Source organism: Arthrobacter sp. 10T413_2 (genome assembly GCF_056394205.1).
In genome coordinates this window covers 17,821-34,984 of sequence record NZ_JBFTHK010000030.1, presented here as the reverse complement: position 1 = coordinate 34,984, position 17,164 = coordinate 17,821, and the positions used below count along the sequence as shown (strand labels likewise).

Annotated in this window: 18 protein-coding genes; 8 read left to right on the top strand and 10 right to left on the bottom strand. The window is 68.7% G+C overall.

Annotated elements, in window-relative coordinates; all coding sequences use genetic code 11:
* The coding region (locus AC1DBQ_RS07565) for a cation diffusion facilitator family transporter (RefSeq protein WP_476927919.1) at positions 1 to 612 on the bottom strand (612 nt) is incomplete at its 3' end.
* A 331-nt stretch (positions 613 to 943) separates the two neighbouring features.
* On the opposite strand from AC1DBQ_RS07565, the gene AC1DBQ_RS07560 reads away from it, so the two are divergent.
* The 3 genes from AC1DBQ_RS07560 (at position 944) to AC1DBQ_RS07550 (ending at position 2,758) form a co-directional block, all read left to right on the top strand.
* A complete protein-coding gene (locus AC1DBQ_RS07560; protein ID WP_476927918.1) occupies positions 944 to 1,261 on the top strand; it encodes a cupredoxin domain-containing protein in 318 nt (105 codons plus the stop codon).
* A gap of 11 nt (positions 1,262 to 1,272) precedes the next feature.
* Positions 1,273 to 1,734 carry a hypothetical protein gene (locus AC1DBQ_RS07555; protein WP_476927917.1) on the top strand — a complete coding sequence of 154 codons (462 nt, stop codon included), beginning with the start codon at positions 1,273 to 1,275 and terminating at the stop codon, positions 1,732 to 1,734.
* A gap of 244 nt (positions 1,735 to 1,978) precedes the next feature.
* Positions 1,979 to 2,758, top strand: a complete 780-nt coding sequence (locus AC1DBQ_RS07550) for a CDP-alcohol phosphatidyltransferase family protein (RefSeq protein ID WP_476927916.1) — start codon at positions 1,979 to 1,981, stop codon at positions 2,756 to 2,758.
* On the opposite strand, the gene AC1DBQ_RS07545 is transcribed toward AC1DBQ_RS07550, so the two are convergent.
* Both AC1DBQ_RS07545 and AC1DBQ_RS07540 read right to left on the bottom strand, forming a co-directional pair.
* Entirely contained in the window at positions 2,723 to 4,270 is a 1,548-nt protein-coding gene (locus AC1DBQ_RS07545) for an FAD-dependent oxidoreductase (RefSeq protein ID WP_476927914.1), read from the bottom strand. The genes AC1DBQ_RS07550 and AC1DBQ_RS07545 overlap by 36 nt on opposite strands.
* 54 nt (positions 4,271 to 4,324) lie before the next feature.
* Positions 4,325 to 5,761 (bottom strand): DUF2252 domain-containing protein, encoded by a 1,437-nt coding sequence (locus tag AC1DBQ_RS07540; RefSeq protein ID WP_476927913.1) that lies wholly within the window; start codon positions 5,759 to 5,761, stop codon positions 4,325 to 4,327.
* A 321-nt stretch (positions 5,762 to 6,082) separates the two neighbouring features.
* Between AC1DBQ_RS07540 and AC1DBQ_RS07535 the strand changes: the two genes are divergently transcribed.
* Together AC1DBQ_RS07535 and AC1DBQ_RS07530 are read left to right on the top strand one after the other, a co-directional pair.
* The gene (locus AC1DBQ_RS07535; RefSeq protein ID WP_476927912.1) at positions 6,083 to 6,412 is read left to right on the top strand and encodes a carboxymuconolactone decarboxylase family protein; all 330 of its coding nucleotides are present in this window, start codon (positions 6,083 to 6,085) and stop codon (positions 6,410 to 6,412) included.
* Positions 6,413 to 6,600: 188 nt separating this feature from the next.
* Positions 6,601 to 7,179, top strand: a complete 579-nt coding sequence (locus tag AC1DBQ_RS07530) for a TMEM175 family protein (protein ID WP_476927911.1) — start codon at positions 6,601 to 6,603, stop codon at positions 7,177 to 7,179.
* A 43-nt stretch (positions 7,180 to 7,222) separates the two neighbouring features.
* On the opposite strand, the gene AC1DBQ_RS07525 is transcribed toward AC1DBQ_RS07530, so the two are convergent.
* The 3 genes from AC1DBQ_RS07525 to AC1DBQ_RS07515 all read right to left on the bottom strand — a co-directional run bounded on the left by AC1DBQ_RS07525 (position 7,223) and on the right by AC1DBQ_RS07515 (position 10,063).
* Complete coding sequence (locus AC1DBQ_RS07525) at positions 7,223 to 7,570, bottom strand: GNAT family N-acetyltransferase (protein WP_476927910.1); 348 nt, start codon at positions 7,568 to 7,570, stop codon at positions 7,223 to 7,225.
* 50 nt (positions 7,571 to 7,620) lie between these two features.
* Positions 7,621 to 8,655 carry a pirin family protein gene (locus tag AC1DBQ_RS07520; protein ID WP_476927909.1) on the bottom strand — a complete coding sequence of 345 codons (1,035 nt, stop codon included), beginning with the start codon at positions 8,653 to 8,655 and terminating at the stop codon, positions 7,621 to 7,623.
* 124 nt (positions 8,656 to 8,779) lie between these two features.
* On the bottom strand, positions 8,780 to 10,063 hold the full coding sequence (locus tag AC1DBQ_RS07515) for a class I SAM-dependent methyltransferase (RefSeq protein ID WP_476927908.1): 1,284 nt from the start codon (positions 10,061 to 10,063) through the stop codon (positions 8,780 to 8,782).
* Between the two features lie 192 nt (positions 10,064 to 10,255).
* On the opposite strand from AC1DBQ_RS07515, the gene AC1DBQ_RS07510 reads away from it, so the two are divergent.
* Together AC1DBQ_RS07510 and AC1DBQ_RS07505 are read left to right on the top strand one after the other, a co-directional pair.
* Positions 10,256 to 10,603: a hypothetical protein gene (locus AC1DBQ_RS07510; RefSeq protein WP_476927907.1), complete on the top strand. Its 348-nt coding sequence runs from the start codon at positions 10,256 to 10,258 to the stop codon at positions 10,601 to 10,603.
* Positions 10,604 to 10,782: 179 nt separating this feature from the next.
* The gene (locus AC1DBQ_RS07505; protein ID WP_476927906.1) at positions 10,783 to 11,115 is read left to right on the top strand and encodes a hypothetical protein; all 333 of its coding nucleotides are present in this window, start codon (positions 10,783 to 10,785) and stop codon (positions 11,113 to 11,115) included.
* On the opposite strand, the gene AC1DBQ_RS07500 is transcribed toward AC1DBQ_RS07505, so the two are convergent.
* Together AC1DBQ_RS07500 and ligD are read right to left on the bottom strand one after the other, a co-directional pair.
* Positions 11,105 to 11,242 carry a hypothetical protein gene (locus tag AC1DBQ_RS07500; RefSeq protein ID WP_202615773.1) on the bottom strand — a complete coding sequence of 46 codons (138 nt, stop codon included), beginning with the start codon at positions 11,240 to 11,242 and terminating at the stop codon, positions 11,105 to 11,107. The two genes, AC1DBQ_RS07505 and AC1DBQ_RS07500, sit on opposite strands and share 11 nt — an antisense overlap.
* A 61-nt stretch (positions 11,243 to 11,303) precedes the next feature.
* Positions 11,304 to 12,326: a non-homologous end-joining DNA ligase gene (gene ligD / locus AC1DBQ_RS07495; RefSeq protein WP_476927905.1), complete on the bottom strand. Its 1,023-nt coding sequence runs from the start codon at positions 12,324 to 12,326 to the stop codon at positions 11,304 to 11,306.
* 59 nt (positions 12,327 to 12,385) lie between these two features.
* Here ligD and AC1DBQ_RS07490 point away from each other — a divergent pair, with 59 nt between their 5' ends.
* Positions 12,386 to 13,087 (top strand): alpha/beta hydrolase family protein, encoded by a 702-nt coding sequence (locus tag AC1DBQ_RS07490; protein ID WP_476927904.1) that lies wholly within the window; start codon positions 12,386 to 12,388, stop codon positions 13,085 to 13,087.
* Here AC1DBQ_RS07490 and AC1DBQ_RS07485 read toward each other — a convergent pair.
* Complete coding sequence (locus AC1DBQ_RS07485) at positions 13,084 to 14,313, bottom strand: macrolide family glycosyltransferase (protein WP_476927903.1); 1,230 nt, start codon at positions 14,311 to 14,313, stop codon at positions 13,084 to 13,086. The genes AC1DBQ_RS07490 and AC1DBQ_RS07485 overlap by 4 nt on opposite strands.
* A gap of 195 nt (positions 14,314 to 14,508) precedes the next feature.
* Positions 14,509 to 17,160, bottom strand: a complete 2,652-nt coding sequence (gene hrpB / locus AC1DBQ_RS07480) for an ATP-dependent helicase HrpB (RefSeq protein WP_476927902.1) — start codon at positions 17,158 to 17,160, stop codon at positions 14,509 to 14,511.
* Positions 17,161 to 17,164 lie beyond the last annotated feature (4 nt).

Here is a 17,164-nt window from a genome sequence, read left to right as displayed (position 1 = left end):
GCCCACCAGAATGGACCCCACGGCATCGGGCACGGCAGACCCCGTGACCTGGTGCAGGAAAATCCCCGCGAAGGCGATGATGAGACCKACCAGGGCKGCCGAGTCCTCGGCAAAGACGGCACGCAGGGTGGGATCKGAGCTCTTCAGGACCTGTTCCAGGGTGCTCCGGTCCAGCTCGCGCGCGGCCTTCCGGCTCTGCCGGAACGCCTGGGTGAAGGACACGCCCTCGAAGACAAAGGCGATCGCGAGGACAAGATAGGCGATCGCGTAGTCGCCGGCCGGCTCCGGTGTGAAGAGCTGCTGGATGCCGTGCATCACCGACACKACGGCCCCGGCCGTAAACAGGCCGAAAGCGGCAATCATGGACCACACGTAGGCCTCGCGGCCGTAGCCCATGGGGTGGGACCTGTCCCTCTTMCTTGCGGCCTTCCGTTCCGCGATGAGGAGGAAGACCTGGTTGCCGGTGTCGGCCCAGGAGTGGGCTGCCTCGGMGGTCATGGACGCTGAACCCGAGACGAGCGCGGCCGCGGTTTTCGCTGCCGCAACAAGGATGTTTGCGGCAAAGGCAATGAGCACCGTCAGCGATACCGGCCCGGACTTCTTACGCTTCACGCGATCGTGCCTCCCGTGCCGGTTGGAATGCATGCAGTCCCTACGCTATCCCGCCGGCCGGACCCTGGGCAGCATGCCCCGGAGCAGCACGCCGCGGGCGGTGGCGGCGCCGGCGCTCCGGAGGCGATGGCCTTTGTGTTCCATTCGGGAACAATTCATCCGGGCAGGTTCCATTCGTGCCCGGCAGGCGCACAATGAAGTGCGTACGTAGATTCGCTCATTTCCCATAATCCGTTCGGGGTGGTGCGCCATGAAGGCTGGCCGGAAGCTGTCGTCACTGTGGGTGGTTCTGATCCTGATCGGAACCGGCGGGTGCGCGGGCGGAGGTGGCATGCCGGCACCGACCTCGGCGCCGGCATCCGGCTCCAGCCCAGGGGCCAGTCCGACGGCGGCCACCGCAGCCGTCACCATCACGATCAAAGACTTCGCCTACGGCGATCYGCTCACGGTGGCGCCCGGCGCGACGGTCGCCATCACGAATATGGATAGCRCTGCTCACACTGTCACGGCCGACGAGGGCGCAGCATTMGATACGGAGGTCAAAGGCGGCGGCAGCACCGCCACGTTCACSGCTCCGACGAAACCCGGGTCTTACCCCTATCACTGCACTTTCCATCCGGGCATGCACGGGACGCTGATCGTCAAATGAACGATCGTCAAGTGAGCGCCCATAGCCATCCCGGGCAGTCTGTCGGCGTCCATGGAACCGGCATGACGTTGCGCATCCTCACTGCCGTCGCCCTGTTCATCGACGCCGGTGTCCACATCCATCTKGCACCGGGCTACCAGGCGGGAAACCCCGCGGGGATCGGCCAGGGTAATCTCTTCCTCCTCGAATCGGCCGCGGCCGTGCTGGCCGGGCTGTTCGTACTGCTGCGCGGCAGCCGGGCCGCCTACGCCGTCGCGTTCGTCGTTTCGCTCAGTGCCTTCATCGCCGTGGTCCTGTACCGCTACGTGGACATTCCTGCCTTTGGTCCCTTCCCCGCTATGTACGATCCCGTCTGGTTTTTTGAGAAGACGGTGAGTGCGGTGGCCGAAGCCGCCGGAGCCGTCCTGGCTGCCGTCGGCTTCGCCCGGGCCGGGCGCCGGACACCCCGGCGGCCTGCCCGGTCCTCCGCCTGAACAGCGCGGGAGTAGGCGGCCGGACGTTCAGGGTTCGACACAGAGGCGCGGAATCGCGGTCCAGGGAGGGGCCGGGAGCGGGCACCGGATGCCGCCCGCGCGGGGCAGCCGGGGAGCCTCCCCCGCAATTGYTAGCATGTGGGCGGGGTGGTTCAGGCTGAAATMATGTGAACAGGGAACGGCGCACAGGGGCACGGCGTTTCACCACGCGCGCGCGTCAGCAGGCACCAGCGCCCGCCGGGYCGTGGCCGATGCCGCAGTTGCCGTCGCGGCCTACCTGGTCGCGGGGATCTGGCTCGGCACCGTGCTCGTGGCTGAGCCTGCTTTCTGGTGGCTGGCGCTGGTGGCCGGTGCCGCGGTGATCGTGCGGGCCGCCAGCTCCGTCCTGGGMCGCGTGCCGCGGTTTTCGACTCCTGCGGACCGGGTCACCCTCGGCAGGGCCGCCGTCGTGGCCTGCTGTGCCGCGGTGACGGCGTGGGACCTGTTCACAGGACCCGGGACGCACGGTCTGATCGTTGTGMTGGGGAGTGCAGCGTTCCTGCTTGATGCCGCGGACGGACGGGTGGCCCGCCTGACAGGGTCCGCGACGGCCGAGGGCGCGCGACTGGATTCGGATACCGACGCCACGCTGGTTCTCGTGTTGTCGTGCGCGGCAGCGGGATCATTTGGCCCGTGGCCGTTGGGCATCGGCCTGATGTACTACGTGTTCCTTGCCGCAGGATGGTTCCAGCCGTCCCTGAAGATMCCGCTGCCGTCCAGCACCCTTCGCAAGGTGATCTGGGCCATCCAGCCCGCGGCACTGCTGTTCGCCCTGCTGCCTGGCGTCCCCGTATGGCCGGGCAGCGTGGCGCTCGGCGCGGCACTTGGGCTGCTGGTGTATTCGTTCGGCCGGGACGTCGTGGGGCTTGAACGGCTCCGCCGCGCGGACCCTGCCCGGGGGAACCCTGTCGCGGCCGCTGAACGGCGGCCGGGCCGGACGGCAGAGGAATCAGCCGGGGACGGGTCCAGCCGGACGGGATGGTGAAGGCCGCGCCGCGAGGTTCTCGGTCGCCGGCCCCTGGATGACGGTGCCGTCGGGCGCAAACYGGGAGCCGTGGCAAGGACAGTCCCACGTCGTGTCCTCGGCGTTGAACTCCACGGTGCAGCCCAGGTGCGTGCAGATGGCAGAGACGGCGTGGAGMCTTCCGGATTCGGCGGCATAGACAGCAGTCGCCGCGCCGTCGACGTCGACAACGGTGCCTTCGCGCGGGCGCAGCCCGGCGACGGCGGTMTGTCCCCCGGGTTCCGGTTTCCCGGGGTCCGCCGGCAGAACTCCTGCCCCGCCGGCCGGCCCGGCGGTCCCTGGAGGGCTGGCCGGAGCCGTCCGGTTGCTGTCGAACACCGCCGCCCAGGGGTTGTGAYGGCCGGAGAGCGTGTCGGCCAGGATCAGTGCTCCGGCAGTGCCGTTGGTCAGGCCCCATTTGCGCAGCCCCGTGATCACATGAAGGTGTCCGGCGTCCGGGGACATGCGTCCCACGTAGGGCAATCMGTCGACCRGCATGGAATCCTGCGTGGACCATCGAAAACTGACGTCTCCTGTGCCGAGGCGGTCACGGGAGAATGCTTCCAGGCGGCGGTACCGGGTGGGGGTGTCGCCAGGTTCGGCGGCACTGTGCCCCTCGCCGCCGGTGAGGACAAAAGACGCGCCGCCGACGTCGATCGCCAGGATAGAGCGCATCGGTTCGTCGACGCTGATGAAGGTCCCGTCCAAACGCTCCGGCGCCGCCGGGGCGGCAACGACGTAGGACCGGTGCAGGTAGCAGCGACCGGCAAACAGTCCGGCGTCGCCGATCGGAACGTTGGTGGCAACGATGACCTCCAGAGCCCGGACTGTGCCCCGCGCGGTCTCGACGACGCCCGGCGCACCATCGCGCAGCGACGTGACGCGCGAGTCCTCGAAGACGTGGCTCCCGCCTCCCTCGACGGCGCGGGCGAGGCCTTGAAGGTACTTCACCGCGTGAAGCTGCGCCTGGTGATCGAACCGGACCCCGCCCCGGACAGCGAACGGCAGCGGCACCTCGGGGGTGAAGACCGAAGGAAGGCCCAGCCGTGCTGCCAGTTCGGCTTCGTCGCGGACGCGGGTGAGGGCGTCGTCGGATTCCGCGTAGGTGTAGTTGGACACCCTGCGGAAATCGCAGTCGATGCCTTCCTCCGCCACCACCCGCGCGATGTGTTCGATCGCGGCTTGGTTGGCCTGCCCGTAGGCGMGCGCGACATCCGGGCCGTGCCGGTCCGTGAGCTCGGTGTAGGCCAGGCGGTGCAGCGAGGTGACCTTGCCGGTGGTGTGCCCTGTGACTCCGGTGCCGATGCGCGCGGCCTCGAGGACGGCGACGGTGTGGCCGTCCCGTTTGAGGGCCAGCGCCGCGGTCAGGCCGGCKATCCCTGCTCCGACCACCGCCACGTCGGCATCCAGATCCGTGTTCAGGGACGGATAGCTGGTGGCACCGGCTGTGGCAACCCAGAGAGACATCTGTTGTCCTGCGAGTCGTTCACTCACGGCGCCGCCTTCCGGGGAGCATGCTCTTGCCGTCCCGCAATTTCTCCCGTCGGCTCAGAGGCCCTCGGTTGCTTCCAGGCGGMCGGAACGAACGGCATCCGCGAAGGCCTGGTAGTCCTGGTCGTTCTGGTCGGCGTAACGCTCGGAGAAGTCTGCGATMGATAAGTMGAACTTGTCGCTCTTGCCGAGGTAGGCGGCGAGCGCGATCGGGTCGCCGGAGCGGGCGTGCGCCCGGGCCAGCGTCCAGCCGCATACGTTGGCATAGAGCGTCATGCCCAGCGGTTTCATGCCTTCCACAACGGCCGAGCCCTTCATGTCGCGCAGCTGGCGCCAGTACAGGTACCGGTTTTCCTGTGCGCCCTTGGTCCACCCCAGGAAGATGTCGCTCGCGGCCTGCATCATCCGCTGTCCCTGAACGACGCGCTCACCAGGCTGCTTGAACTTGCTCTTGGGCAAGTGGTCCTCCAGTACCGATCGAGTGGCCTCCTTGACCTGCAGGAACAGCGGATCCTCTTGGTCGCGGCCCTGGAGCAGCGCGATAAAGGCCCGGGTGCCGACGCTGCCGACGCCCACGACCTTGCGGGCGACGTCGATGATCTCAAAGCGTTCCAGCAGGTGTCGTCGGTCGTCCTGCAACGAGATCCTGTAGGAGCGCAGCTGCTCACGTATGACTTGCTGAATCTCATCGGCAGACATATCCAACGATTCGCCGAGCTCCCGCGCGGGAATGACGATCGGCGGCTGGCTGACGATGCGATACTTCCCGTCGACGAGTTCGCCTAGCTTGGACAGTGCCTGCAGGCTGTCGCGGGTGCGCGCCTTCGCGACGTTCGCTCGCGCCGTTTTCTCCATGCCTTCAGCGGCCTTCTTGAGGGACTTCCCTTTTTGAGTCGCGACAGCCATCTGGATGGTCTCCAGTAGCTGCTCCTCGGACAGCCGGGCGTACCAGATATCGAGGGTCMCCATTTGCGCGAACTCGGCCATCGCTTCTCGGTAGGCCCGAACKGCGGTGAGAGTCACATCGCGGGTTTCTTCCTTGGTGAAGGCGTTGTTCCGCGCCGCGATGGTGAAACTCGCGGACATTCGCTTGACGTCGTACTCAAATGGGCCAGGTAGCGTTTCGTCGAAGTCATTCAGGTMAAACAGCAGTGTTCGCTCCGGGGAGGCAAACACGCCGAAGTTGGACAGGTGGGCGTCCCCGCACAGYTGGGAAACCAGGCCCGCGCGCKGAGTGTCCTTCAGGTCGGCGGCCATGATCTTGGCCGCACCGCGGTAGAACGTAAAGGGCGAGACCAGCATCCGGCCGTGCCGCACGGGTACGAGGTCCTGCTCCCGGGTGAGGTTTTGCTCCTCGAGCAGCGCGACCGGATCCGGGCGGTCGGGCGCGGGAACCCAGCCAGTGTGGATGGAGACCGGCGTGTCCTTTCGGCATCCCTTGCCCGTCGCAGCACGTTCCTCGACGCTCCGGTGCTTKACTTTGGTCTTGGCCATGATCAGCGACCTCCCTTTKACGTCAGGGACCGCCGCTGGCACTGGTTGCCGGGGTAAGTCCCTCCTGAGCGCACAGACGTGCCTTGGCTCAGGTTAATGCGATTGTGGCCCCGAAACGGCGCCTMGTCAACGAGCCACTGCCTGTCCCGCGGCGCACGCGCAGCCGCATCTGTCACGGTGCGGAGTGGCTGATGACCGCCTCATGCCCTTCGGGTGATGTCCTCCCCCAATATCGCGGGCTAGGTTGATAGCGAGTCGCAGCGACCCGCACTGGTCGCGCCAATCGGCACTCAACCACTGCAACCAGATGGAGGCATGACCATGGCCGAAGAAGAAACCCCCGTCCTCAGCACCCTCGCCGATATCACCGCCGTATCGCTCGAACGCTCCACACTCGATCCACGGGAGTTGATGCTGGCCCGGATCGCGGCCCTCGCGGCAGTCGACGCTCCGGCTGCCTCGTATCTGCTCAATGCCGGTACCGCTATGGAAGTCGGCATCACCTTGGAAGACGTCCAGGGCGTCCTGATTGCCGTCGCCCCCATCGTCGGGACGCCCCGCATTGTGGCGGCCTCCGGCAACCTCGCCAGTGCGCTGGGCTTCGCCCTCGAAATGGCCGAGGCCGAGCTCGCGGAAGAACCCGAGGGCTAGGGTCACGCCGCAGGCGCCGTGGGGCTCAGCGCCGGGCGGCTGCTCGCGGAGCGTGGCCGACGCTGGCCGGTTCCCGGTAGACTCCTCGTCAAAATGCGGACGTGCGGTCCCGGTGCCTGCGAAGCAGTGGTCACGGCGTCTGCAGTCCCTCGCTGCATCGGCAACGATGCCCCGATCGAAGGCGGCCCGTGAACAAGAACCGACTGGAGGCCTTCAGCGACGGCGTGCTTGCCATCGTGATCACCATCATGGTCCTGGAGCTGCACGTCCCGGCCGAACCTACGTGGCCGGCCCTGCTCCACGAGCTTCCTACGTTTCTCAGCTACGTGCTGAGCTTCGTCTATGTCGGAATCTACTGGAACAACCACCACCACATGCTGCATCTGGCCGGCAGGATCAACGGTGGAGTCCTCTGGGCCAACCTGCACCTGCTGTTCTGGCTGTCGCTCTTCCCGTTCACCACGCGCTGGATCAATGACGCGGGCCTGGCCCAGGTGCCCGTCCTGGTTTACGGGCTGAACCTGCTGCTCGCGGCGATTGCGTACTACATCCTGAAGCTGGCCCTGATCCGTCAGCAGGGCCGGGGCGGCGCGCTGGAGCAGGCCATGGGGCAGGACTGGAAGGGCAAGGGTTCCCCGGCCCTGTACGTCGCGGGGATGGCCCTGACCTTTGTGAACCCTGTCCTGGGGATCGCCACCTACGCGGCGGTCGCCGCACTCTGGCTCATCCCCGACCGGCGGGTGGAGCGGTTCCTCGCGCATACGTGAGCGCCAGGCACGTTAGCGGCAGGCACCTTGGCGTTCGCCGGGGTCACTGCCGGACGCGTTGGGCCAGCGCGGCGCTCAGGAATTCCAGATGTGCCGGAGTGGGGGTCACCACGTTGGCCGAATAGTCCGGGTGCTTTCCAAGGTACTTCTTGATGAACGGACACACCGGAACGATCACGAGGCCCGCGGCGACGGTCGCATCGAGTGCCTGCGCGGCCAGYGTCCCGGCCAGCCCCTGGCCACCGTATTCTTCGCTGATCACCGTGTGATAGAAAATGCGCTGATCCGCCCCGACGTCGTCCACATAGGCCGCCTGGCCGATCACGGCGCCGGCGTCGAGTATTTCGAAGCGGCTGCGCTCCGCGTTGTTTCTCACGGTGATGGCGGTCAATGTGGTCTCCTTCGTTGGGGGCAGCTGTTGGTCTTGCCGGCGAGCACGAGTCAGCCGCGCGGCCGGATGCGGGCATTCGGCAGGGCCGGGGCCGGGAGCGGCGCCGGTTCTCCCGGCGGGAATGAACCGAACCGCAACTCTGCGCCGTCCCCGGCGGACCCGGCACCGGCCGGGCCGGCGTCGGTATGGGCACCGTCCTCCGCGGCGGTCTCGGCACCGATCTCGGCCTGCCACTGGGCCCTGTAGGCGACAATCTCTTCGTGGCTGCGTCCGACGAAGTTCCACCACATGACAATCTTTTCGTCCAGCGGCGCCCCGCCGATCAGGAGGACGCGAGCTCCGTCGCTGCCCGCTGTCAGCGTCAGGGACCCGTGACCGACCGGCAGGTATGCGAGGTTGTCTTTGGGGACGAGGTGCCCGTCCAGGCTGAGGCTGCCCGCGTCCAGGAGCAGTCCGTGTTMAAAGGAGGCATCCGTGTCGAGGGTCAGTTCCGCGCCCGCTTCGAGCACCAGCTCCGCACCGAGGAGGGGGGTGTGAGTGGTGACGGGCGAGACGGACCCGCCGAGCGAACCCAAGAAGACACGAAGTGTCCAGCCAGTTCMGCTAACGGGTTCCGGGCGATAGTGCTCGAACGTGGGGGCCATGTGGCGGGCCGGGTCCGGCAGCGCCACCCACAGCTGCGCGCCGTGCAGGACGGTTGTGTCCGGGGTGGAAAATTCCGAGTGGCTGATGCCGCGGCCGGCGGTCATGAGGTTCACTTCACCCGGCCGCACGGCTGCGTGGAAGCCGGCAGAGTCCCGGTGTTCAATCTCCCCGGTGAAAAGCCAGCTGACGGTCTGCAGCCCGGTGTGCGGGTGGCGCGGGACCTTCATGCCGCCGGAGTCACCTACCCGGTCCGGACCGTAGTGGTCCAGGAAGCACCAGGCCCCGATGAGGCTCCGCTGGMGCTGTGGGAGAGTGCGCCGGACGTCCATGGCACGCGGGCCGCCCAGCGGGACCTGCCGCGGAACCAGCAGTTCGACGCCGGCGCAGTTCGCGTCCGTTTCGCAGAGAATTTCCTGAGGCGCCACTTCGGTATTGCTCATGAAGTCAGCCTAGCCTCGCATGGGCTGCGGGTCAGCCACCGGGACGCCGCCGCGTMCCGGCCGTGGCCGGACTGTGGCCGGGCGTCGTGGCTGCGCCGCCCCGTGCGTTCGCCGCGACATACTGTCAGATCCACGCCGTGCGGCGCAACGGCGGTTCCTCGCCGCCCKGGCGCTGGACCAGGACCTGGTTCACGCCCGTGATKCCCGCCTCGAAKCCKAGGGCACTCGCTGCCATGTAAAGCCGCCACACCCGCGCACGTCCCACGCCTGCGAGTMGGACTGCCTCATCCCAGTGCTCCTCAAGGTTCCGCACCMAGGCCCGGAGCGTCAGGGCGTAGTGCCGCCGCAGGGCCTCGACGTCAAGCACTTCCAGGCCCGCGGTTTCAAGTGCCGCGACCATGTCGGTGAGACTGAGCATTTCGCCGTCCGGGAAGACATAGCGGGGAATGAAGGAGTCGGGGTCCGGCGCGGCCGCTCCGGCGTTCCAGGAGATCGCGTGGTTGAGCAATCTGCCTCCCGGACGGAGCAGATCCTGCAGCCGGGAAGCATAGTGCCCGATCTGCTCGCGTCCCACGTGCTCCGACATGCCGATGGAGCTGATCGCGTCGTACGGACCGTCGTCGACGTCGCGGTAGTCCTGGACACGGATGTCCACCCGGTCCGTCAGGCCGGCGTCCGCCGCCCGTTTCCGGGCCAGGGCTGCCTGTTCGACCGAGAGCGTCACCCCGACGACGTCGACCCCGTAGTGTTGCGCCGCGTGCAGCGCGAAGCTGCCCCAGCCGCACCCCACATCCAGCACGCGCATGCCGGGCTTGAGGCCCAGCTTGCGGCAGACCAGGTMGAGTTTGGCCGCCTGGGCTGCGTCAAGCCCGGTCTCCTCCGATTCCCAGACCGCACAGGAGTAGACCATGGACGGACCCAGGACGAGCGCGTAGAAGTCGTTCCCGACGTCGTAATGGTGGGAGATGGCCGCGGCGTCACGGCCCTTGGAATGACGCCGGCCGTACCGGCCCACGCGGGCTTCCTCMGGGGGCGGCGCCGGGTTCGGTCCCAGTGCGCCGAGCCGGACGGCAGCCCTGAGCAACGCGTACACTTCGCCGGGAGCCGGCGGCCGGAACGGTCCGGGTTCGGCAAATTTCCCGGCCGAGCTGAGGGCTGCGAAGGCCGCGAAAATATCACCGGGTGCGTCGATGTCGCCGGCCACGTAGGCGCGGCTGAGTCCGAGCTGCCCGGGTGACCAGAGCATCCGGCGCAGTGCCCGCCGGGAGCGGAAGACGACCACCGGAGCGTCCTCCGGGCCCGCCTCGGTGCCGTCCCAGGCCCGCAGCCTCAAGGGAATCCCGTCGGTGCCAAGGACGATTGCCAATGCGTCGGCGAGCCGTGATGCCGCAGTGGTGGATTTTGTCATGTCCAGTGCCTCGATTCCGGTGCCTCGTTGTCCACGGTTGGGCAGTGCCCCCGCCTGCTCCAATCTAAGGGCAAGCCACGGCCCGGAACCAGAGCCAGGACCCGATTACTTCCCGCCGCATTGCGTCCCGCCACAGGTGGCGGAGCCGCGCGGCTCTGGCGCTCCAAGCGGCCGTTGCCTATCGTGTGTCCTATGTCTGAGTCTTTTTCGTCCCTCGTGGACACGTTCAAGAATGTCGGGGTGTCCAGGGCGTATGGCCCCGCCGTGACTGTCGCCGGGGAAGAGCTCATCCCCGTAGCAGTGGTGTCGTTCGGCTTCGGGGGTGGCAGCGCCCCGGAAGACGGCCAGCCCGGGAGTGGCGGAAGTGGCGGAGGCGGCGGGGGCTTTGTGCTCCCGCTGGGCGTTTATGCCAAGGGTCCCTCCGGCCGCATGATGTTCCGGCCCAACACCGTGGTGGCGCTTGTAGCGCTGGCTCCGCTGGTGTGCGCCGTCGGCGTTTCGATCCGCGGCATACTTCGGACTGTCCGCTCCCGCGGCTAACGCCGTGGCCTGACGGGGACTTCTCCCGGCCGCCGGCCCAAGGATTCCCCAAGCAGTGCAAGGCATCGTGGGCTGTGTGGCGGCCCGGGTCTCGGGTAGCTCCATGAACGTGCCTGTGTACGTGCGTCGGATGGAAATGGTCGGCGATGAAGCGTTTGAGAACTGCGTGTACGGCATCCATGGGCGGGGTGCTTCTTCTGGCAGGCTGTGCCGCCCCCGCGGCCGCACCGGGACCAACGACCACAGTCACGGCTACACCGCCGCCGACGGTGGTGATCTTCGATCCGCAGACCAGCGGCAAGATCCTGGCGGAGAGGATCACGGCCCGCGCCAAGCCCAAGGATCCCGGGGTGTCGATCTCCGGGGTGGAATGCAGGAACTTCCCGGACATCAAAGTGAACACGCATACGGACTGCCAGATGGTGGTCAACGGGGTCAAGCGCGGGTACCGCGCCACGTTTACCGAGCGTGACGGCCACTACGAGATCGTGGCGCAGGACCTCACGTGGTAGGCGGCGTGGAGTAGGACATGGCGGGGTCCTGGTCGTCGTCGGACTCGACCCACGCCGCGAAATCCTTCAGCGACATAAAGCAGTAGTAGTCGCAATACCGCAGGTTCTTTTTCTCCGACTTGCTCATGCCGGTAATTCGCTACGGCGGCGGGACCGGATGGGATGGCGACGGCGGTCGTCAGTCTCGGTCAGCCCTTGGTGCGCGCCCGGCTGGGCTGCACCCGTGGCGGCTCCCCGGGCATCTTCGGAAAATCCGGCGGGAACGGCAGTTCCCCCAGTCCTGCCGCGACGTCACGCTCCCAMCACTCCAGGAGCAGGTCGACGGCGCCCGCGCTCGAATGCATGTCGGCCCACGGATCACCGGCAATCTTGAGCCGTTCCGGCACGGTCACGATGGTGAGGGTTTTCGGATCAGCGTCGTCGAGCTCCTCCCAGCGGATCGGGCATGACACCGTCGCCTGCGGGAGGGCCCGCGGACTATAAGCTCCAGCCATGGTGCGGTCGCGATTGGCCTGGTTGAAGTCCACGAAGATGCGGGCGCCGCGTTCTTCCTTCCACCACGCGGTGGTGACCTGCTCCGGCATGCGCCGCTCGAGTTCGCGCGCTGCCGCGATAACTGCATGGCGCACGTCCAGGAACTCCCGGGTGGGTTCGACCGGGGCGAAGACGTGAAGCCCCCGGCTTCCCGAGGTCTTGATAAACGCGTCAAGCCCGGCCTCCGCCAGCACGCGCCGCAGCTCCCGTGCGACCGGCACAGCCTCGGCGAACCCGGTACCGGGCTGCGGATCGAGATCGATCCGGAGTTCGTCCGGATTGTCCGGATTCTCGGCCCGGGAGGCCCAGGGGTGGAACACGACCGTATTCATCTGCACCGCCCATACAGCGGCGGCGACTTCGTCGATGACCAGTTGGGGATGCGAACGCCCGCTGGGATAGACGACGTCKACCGAACGGACAAAGTCCGGGGCGCCTTTGGGCGGGTTCTTGGAGAAGAAGTGTTCGCCGTCCACCGTGTCCTTGAACCGTTGGAGCGTCACCGGCCGTCCGCCGTTAGCCGCCAGGAAGGCGTCCCCGACGTCGACCAGGTAGCGGGCCAGGTCCAGTTTGGTGAGTCCCGGCCCGGGCCAGAGCACCCTGCCAGGGCTCGACACCCTCATCTCCCGGTCGCCGTGCGGACCGCTGACAGTAAGGTGGGCATCTTCGGTGGCCATGGGGACAACGTACCAACGTGACGTGGGCAATTGAAGAGCGAACCCGGCATGATGGACGCATGAGCACCCCGGAGTCCCCGATTAGCATCGACGTCGGAGATGCCGCCGTCTCGGGCGTCTTCGCAKACCCCGACGGCGCTTTCGCAACCCTCGTTGTTGCCCACGGTGCCGGGGCGGGAATGGACCACCCTTTCCTGGTGGGCTTCACCCGTGCCCTGAACGCCCTGGGCGTCGCCACCCTGCGGTTCAACTTCCCCTACCGCGAGGCCGGCAAGAAGTTCCCGGACCGGCCGCCGACGGCAATCGCGGCCTGGCGGGCGGCCATGGATGCCGCCGCGTCCCGCTCCGGCGGCAGGCCGCTGTGGGCCGCCGGAAAGTCGTTCGGCGGCCGGATGGCCTCCATGGCGGTGGCGGAAGGCATGCCCGCGGCGGGTTYGGTGTACCTGGGCTATCCGCTGCACCCGCCGGGKAAGCCGGAGAAAATCCGCGACGAGCACCTCTACGGGCTGACGCTGCCCATGCTTTTCCTGCAGGGCACGCGCGACACGTTCGCCACCCCGGAACTGCTGGAGGCCGTGGCAGCGAGGATCGGCCCGTCCGCCACCGTGGAGTGGCGTGAGGGTGGCGATCACTCGTTTGCCGTTGCCGGGGCGAAGCGAAGCGCCGACGAAGCGGGGGCGTCGCTGGCGGCTGCGGTGGCTGGGTTCCTCAAGACGCACGGCACGGTGCACGGCGGTAATCCCGTGCTCCCGCTCCCCTAACCGACGGCCCCGAACCGGCCCGCTCCGTGCCGCACGTGCGCTTCGATGGCGTCGGCGGCGGCTGCGGCACCTCCCGCGCTGCGGACAATTTCGCTCATGGCGGCCAGGTTCCGCCGGATCTGCGCATCGGCATGGAGCGCGTCGACCCCGTCGCGGAGCGCCTCCCGCGTGACGTCCTCCGCGGCCAGTCGCCGGCCCAGGCCCAGTTCTTCAAGMCGGCGGGCGGTGGCTGCCTGTTCCGGTTGCTGCGGCACGGCCAGCATGGGGACGGCAAAGTACAGCGCCTCCATGGTCGAATTCATGCCGGCGTGGGTGATGAAGATCTCAGCCTCGCGGAGCACCTGCACTTGCGGGAAGAACGGCCGGATCCGGACGTTGGGCGGAGCGGTCCCGAGCTCGGCCGGGCTGGTCTGTTCCCCGATGGCCATGGCGACGTCCCAGTCGKTGGCGCCGAAGGCGTCCACGCACATCCGGAAGAAGTCGGGCCGGCGGTTCAGCGGGGTGGTCCCCAGCGAAATGAACAGCAACGGACCGGTTCCCTCGCGGACCCAGTMGCCGTCATTGTCCCGGCCACCGATGCTGGGTCCGACAAACCGGAACCGATCATCGAAGGTCTCGCCCATGGGCTGGAACTCGCGGGGTAGGAACACGATGTTGAACGGCGCCGGCGGACCGTCGAACATCCGCGGCGTCCGCACGCCCTGCTCGGCCGCGAACTCCGCCACCAACCGGCCCATGGCCATCGCCACTTTCGCCGTCTCATCGGCGCCTCCCGGGGGCGGCGCCGGCATCAGCGATCGCAGCGAGAAGTGCTCGTTCGTGGCGTACGTGGGCATGAGGGCAATGGCCGGGGCCCGGATCTTTTCTGCCGCCATGCTGCMGCTGAGCGTCATCGCGTCGAAGCAGACGGCGTCCGGCGGGTCCTGCCTGAGGCGGTCCACCAGGGCGGGGAAGCTGGACCGGAGGTCCTCGAACACACGGTTCATAAGGGGCAGCATCAGGTGTGCCTGCGCGCGCTGCCCGGGCCCCAGTGCAGGAAAGGATGCCAGCCAGCTGCCGCCGGAAGCGTGGAAGTCCGCGCCGGTGTTGCGGATGCGCTGTTCGAAGTCGGGCGACGTGAAGTACGTGACCCGGTGCCCCCGGCGAACAAGCTCCGCCACCAGCGGCAGGGTCGGGTTCACGTGTCCGTGGGCGGGAATGGAGACGAACGCAAAATGCATGGCCATCACTCTTCATCGCTTGCCGGGATCACTTTATTGACCACTCGAGCGGCGTCCCGCGTGCCTGGCAGTCCGCCGGCGTCGTCCTCCTTCATCATGCCCCTGTTGCCCCTGGCGCGCGAGTGCCGGGCGGCGCCAGGGGCCGCGGGGTGAGGGGCCGCGGCCCGACGCCAGGTCCCGGCTCCCGTGTCAGCCCGGGCGTCAGTTTCGGGGCTTGGTCCGGGCTGTTGCGGGCGCTGTCCACGGGTCTTCGGGCCAGGGATGCTTGGGATAGCGGCCGCGCATTTCCGCCCGGACCTGGGCGTAGGGCCCGGACCAGAACGATGCGAGGTCGTCCGTCACGGCMAGGGGCCGCCGGGCCGGGGAGAGCAAATGGAACAGCACCGGCACGCGCCCGTCCGCCAGCCGTGGCGTCTCAGCCCAGCCAAAGCACTCCTGCAGCTTGACGGCAACGACGGGCCGGCCCGTGGTGTCGTCCGCGTCCGGGTAGTCGATCCKGATCCGGGATCCGCTGGGGACCGCCAGGGCCTCCGGCACCAGTTCACCGAGCCGGGCCGCCTCGGGCCAGGGCAGCAGCCTGCTCAGCGGTCCGGCGAGGTCGATGCCGCCAGTGGATGCCCCGCCGGCCAAAGCCTCGAGTTCCGGGGCCAGCCACTCGTCCAGACGGGCCAGCAGCGCCGGTTCGGAAACGTCCGGCCAGGGCCCGCCCAGCTCCCGGTGGAGGAGGGCAAGACGGCGGCGCAGCGCCTCTGCCGCCGTCGACCATCCGATGGTCGCCAGCCCCTCGCTTGCCAGGGCACGGGCCACGGCCGCGCGGCCTTCCGCCGCAGACGCCCGGACCGGGGTGCATGCGAGCATGATCGCGCCCAGGCGGCGTTCCCGGCGGGCCGAGACCCTGCCCTGGCTAAAGTTCGCCTCCACCGTTTCGCTCAGGAGGTGGCGGGCGGCGGCCTCCGCGGTGTCCGCCGTCAGCGGCGCAGCAGAGCGGATGACGGCGCCGGTGCCGGCGGCATCCCGCCCTTGTGCGCGAGATACTTCGGCCACGCCGAGCCACTCATGCCCGGACAGGGGGCTGCCGGCCGGCAACCCGGCCCGGGTTCCGGACGTGAGCAGGTAGCGCTCCGGCCCGTCGCCCGGGACGCGGCGCGCCACACGGTCCGGGAAAGCCAGCGCGACGACGAAGCCAATCGCCTCCGCGGCGCCCACCGTCACGGCAGGCACGACGCCGGATGCCTCCTGATGCGCGATCCCCTCCATCCGCCGGACGTCCTCCGCCCAGCGCCGGGAGCCGGGGTCCCTTCCGGACCGCAGCGCGGCCACAAGGCGCGTMAGGTCTGCGCCCGGGGCGCGCTGGTCCCCCGAGACCAKGGCCACGGCCTCGGCCGCAGTATGGTGGCCCACCGTCGCGGCGCCGTCCAGCAGGGCACGGGCCAGCCGGGGGTCCGTGGGGACCCGGGMCAAGAGCTTGCCCAGTTCGGTTGCGTGGCCGTCCGGCGTCACGGCGCCGAGTTCCCGCAGCACGTTAACGGCCTCGTCCATCGCGGCCCGGGGCGGCGCGTCCGGCAGGGCCAGCCCACGGCCGCCGGGGGCTCCCCAACATGCCAGGAGCAGGGCGGCACCGGTCAGGTCTGCTGCCGCAATCTCCGGAGTCTGGTGGGCCGGCGCGGCGCCAAAGGCTTTCTGGTCGTAGCAACGGATCACGGTGCCCGGTCCCTGACGTGCGGCACGGCCGGCCCGCTGTTCCGCGGACGCCCGGGAGCAGGACCCCGTCACGAGGCCGGACATCCCGCGGCTGGAATCACGCCGGGGCTCGCGCGACAGCCCGGAGTCGATGACTAGCCGGACKCCCGGGACCGTGAGGGAGGACTCGGCGAGCGCTGTGGAAACGATGATCCGGGCGGTCCCGCCGGGCTCGCGGCCGGAGACGGCCCGGTCCTGCTCCGCCGGGGCGGCCTGGCCGTGGAGTTCCAGGACCTCGGCGCGGCTCCGGCCCCTCAGCCGGGCAGCAATGTAGGAGACCTCCCACGCGCCCGGGACGAACACCAAAGCATCAACGTCCTGTCCGGCAGCCAGCGCGGCGGCGTGCCTCGCCGCTGCCGTGTCGGCCACGTGGTCCAGGAAAGCCCGGGTCACGCCCCGTTCGTCCAGCCGCGGCGCCGCCGCGGGGGCCCATTGGACCTCGAGGGGGAACAACGCGGAGGGGCAGTCCACCACCGGCGCCGGACCGCCGTCGTCGTTTMCCGTCTCCGCGTCACCGATCAGTGCCGCAAAACGGGGCGCGTCAAGGGTCGCCGACATGGCGACGAGCGTGAGGTCGCCGCGCAATTGGCGGACTTCGGCGAGCATGCCGACGAGGAGGTCAGTCTCCAGCCCGCGTTCGTGGACCTCGTCGAGGATCACGGCATCGATGCCCTCAAGCCCGGCGTCAGCGAGGAGGCGGCGCAGCAGAATGCCCGGGGTGACGAACTCGATGACCGTTCCGGGACCGGTCTGGCGTTCGCCGCGGACGGTGTAGCCCACACGGTCACCGAGCCGTGTGCCGTCGAGGGAGGCCAGGCGCCGTGCGGCCGAACGGACGGCGACGCGGCGCGGCTGGGTGACGACAATCCTMGGACGGCCTCCCCGGCCGCTTTTCCCGTCGGCCGCGATGTTGGCGAGCAGCGGCGGGACCAGCGTCGTCTTGCCCGTGCCCGGAGGGGCCTGCACCACGGCGGAGGCCCCGGCACCCCCGCCGTGGAGCGCCGTAGCGAGATCCGCCAGCGATTCGGCAAACGTCAGGCCCGTCCCGATGAAGCCGAGGTCAAAGAGGCCGGTGGAGCGGGCCGGGTCCAGTGGCGGGGTCGCGGAAGTCACGCCT

Excerpts from the sequence above, each read along its gene's own strand:
- AC1DBQ_RS07535 (WP_476927912.1), top strand. The coding sequence starts at position 6,083 with ATGGCCGAAGAAGAAACCCCCGTCCTCAGCACCCTCGCCGATATCACC.
- AC1DBQ_RS07510 (WP_476927907.1), top strand. The coding sequence starts at position 10,256 with ATGTCTGAGTCTTTTTCGTCCCTCGTGGACACGTTCAAGAATGTCGGG.
- AC1DBQ_RS07505 (WP_476927906.1), top strand. The coding sequence starts at position 10,783 with ATGGGCGGGGTGCTTCTTCTGGCAGGCTGTGCCGCCCCCGCGGCCGCA.
- AC1DBQ_RS07500 (WP_202615773.1), bottom strand. The coding sequence starts at position 11,242 with ATGAGCAAGTCGGAGAAAAAGAACCTGCGGTATTGCGACTACTACTGC.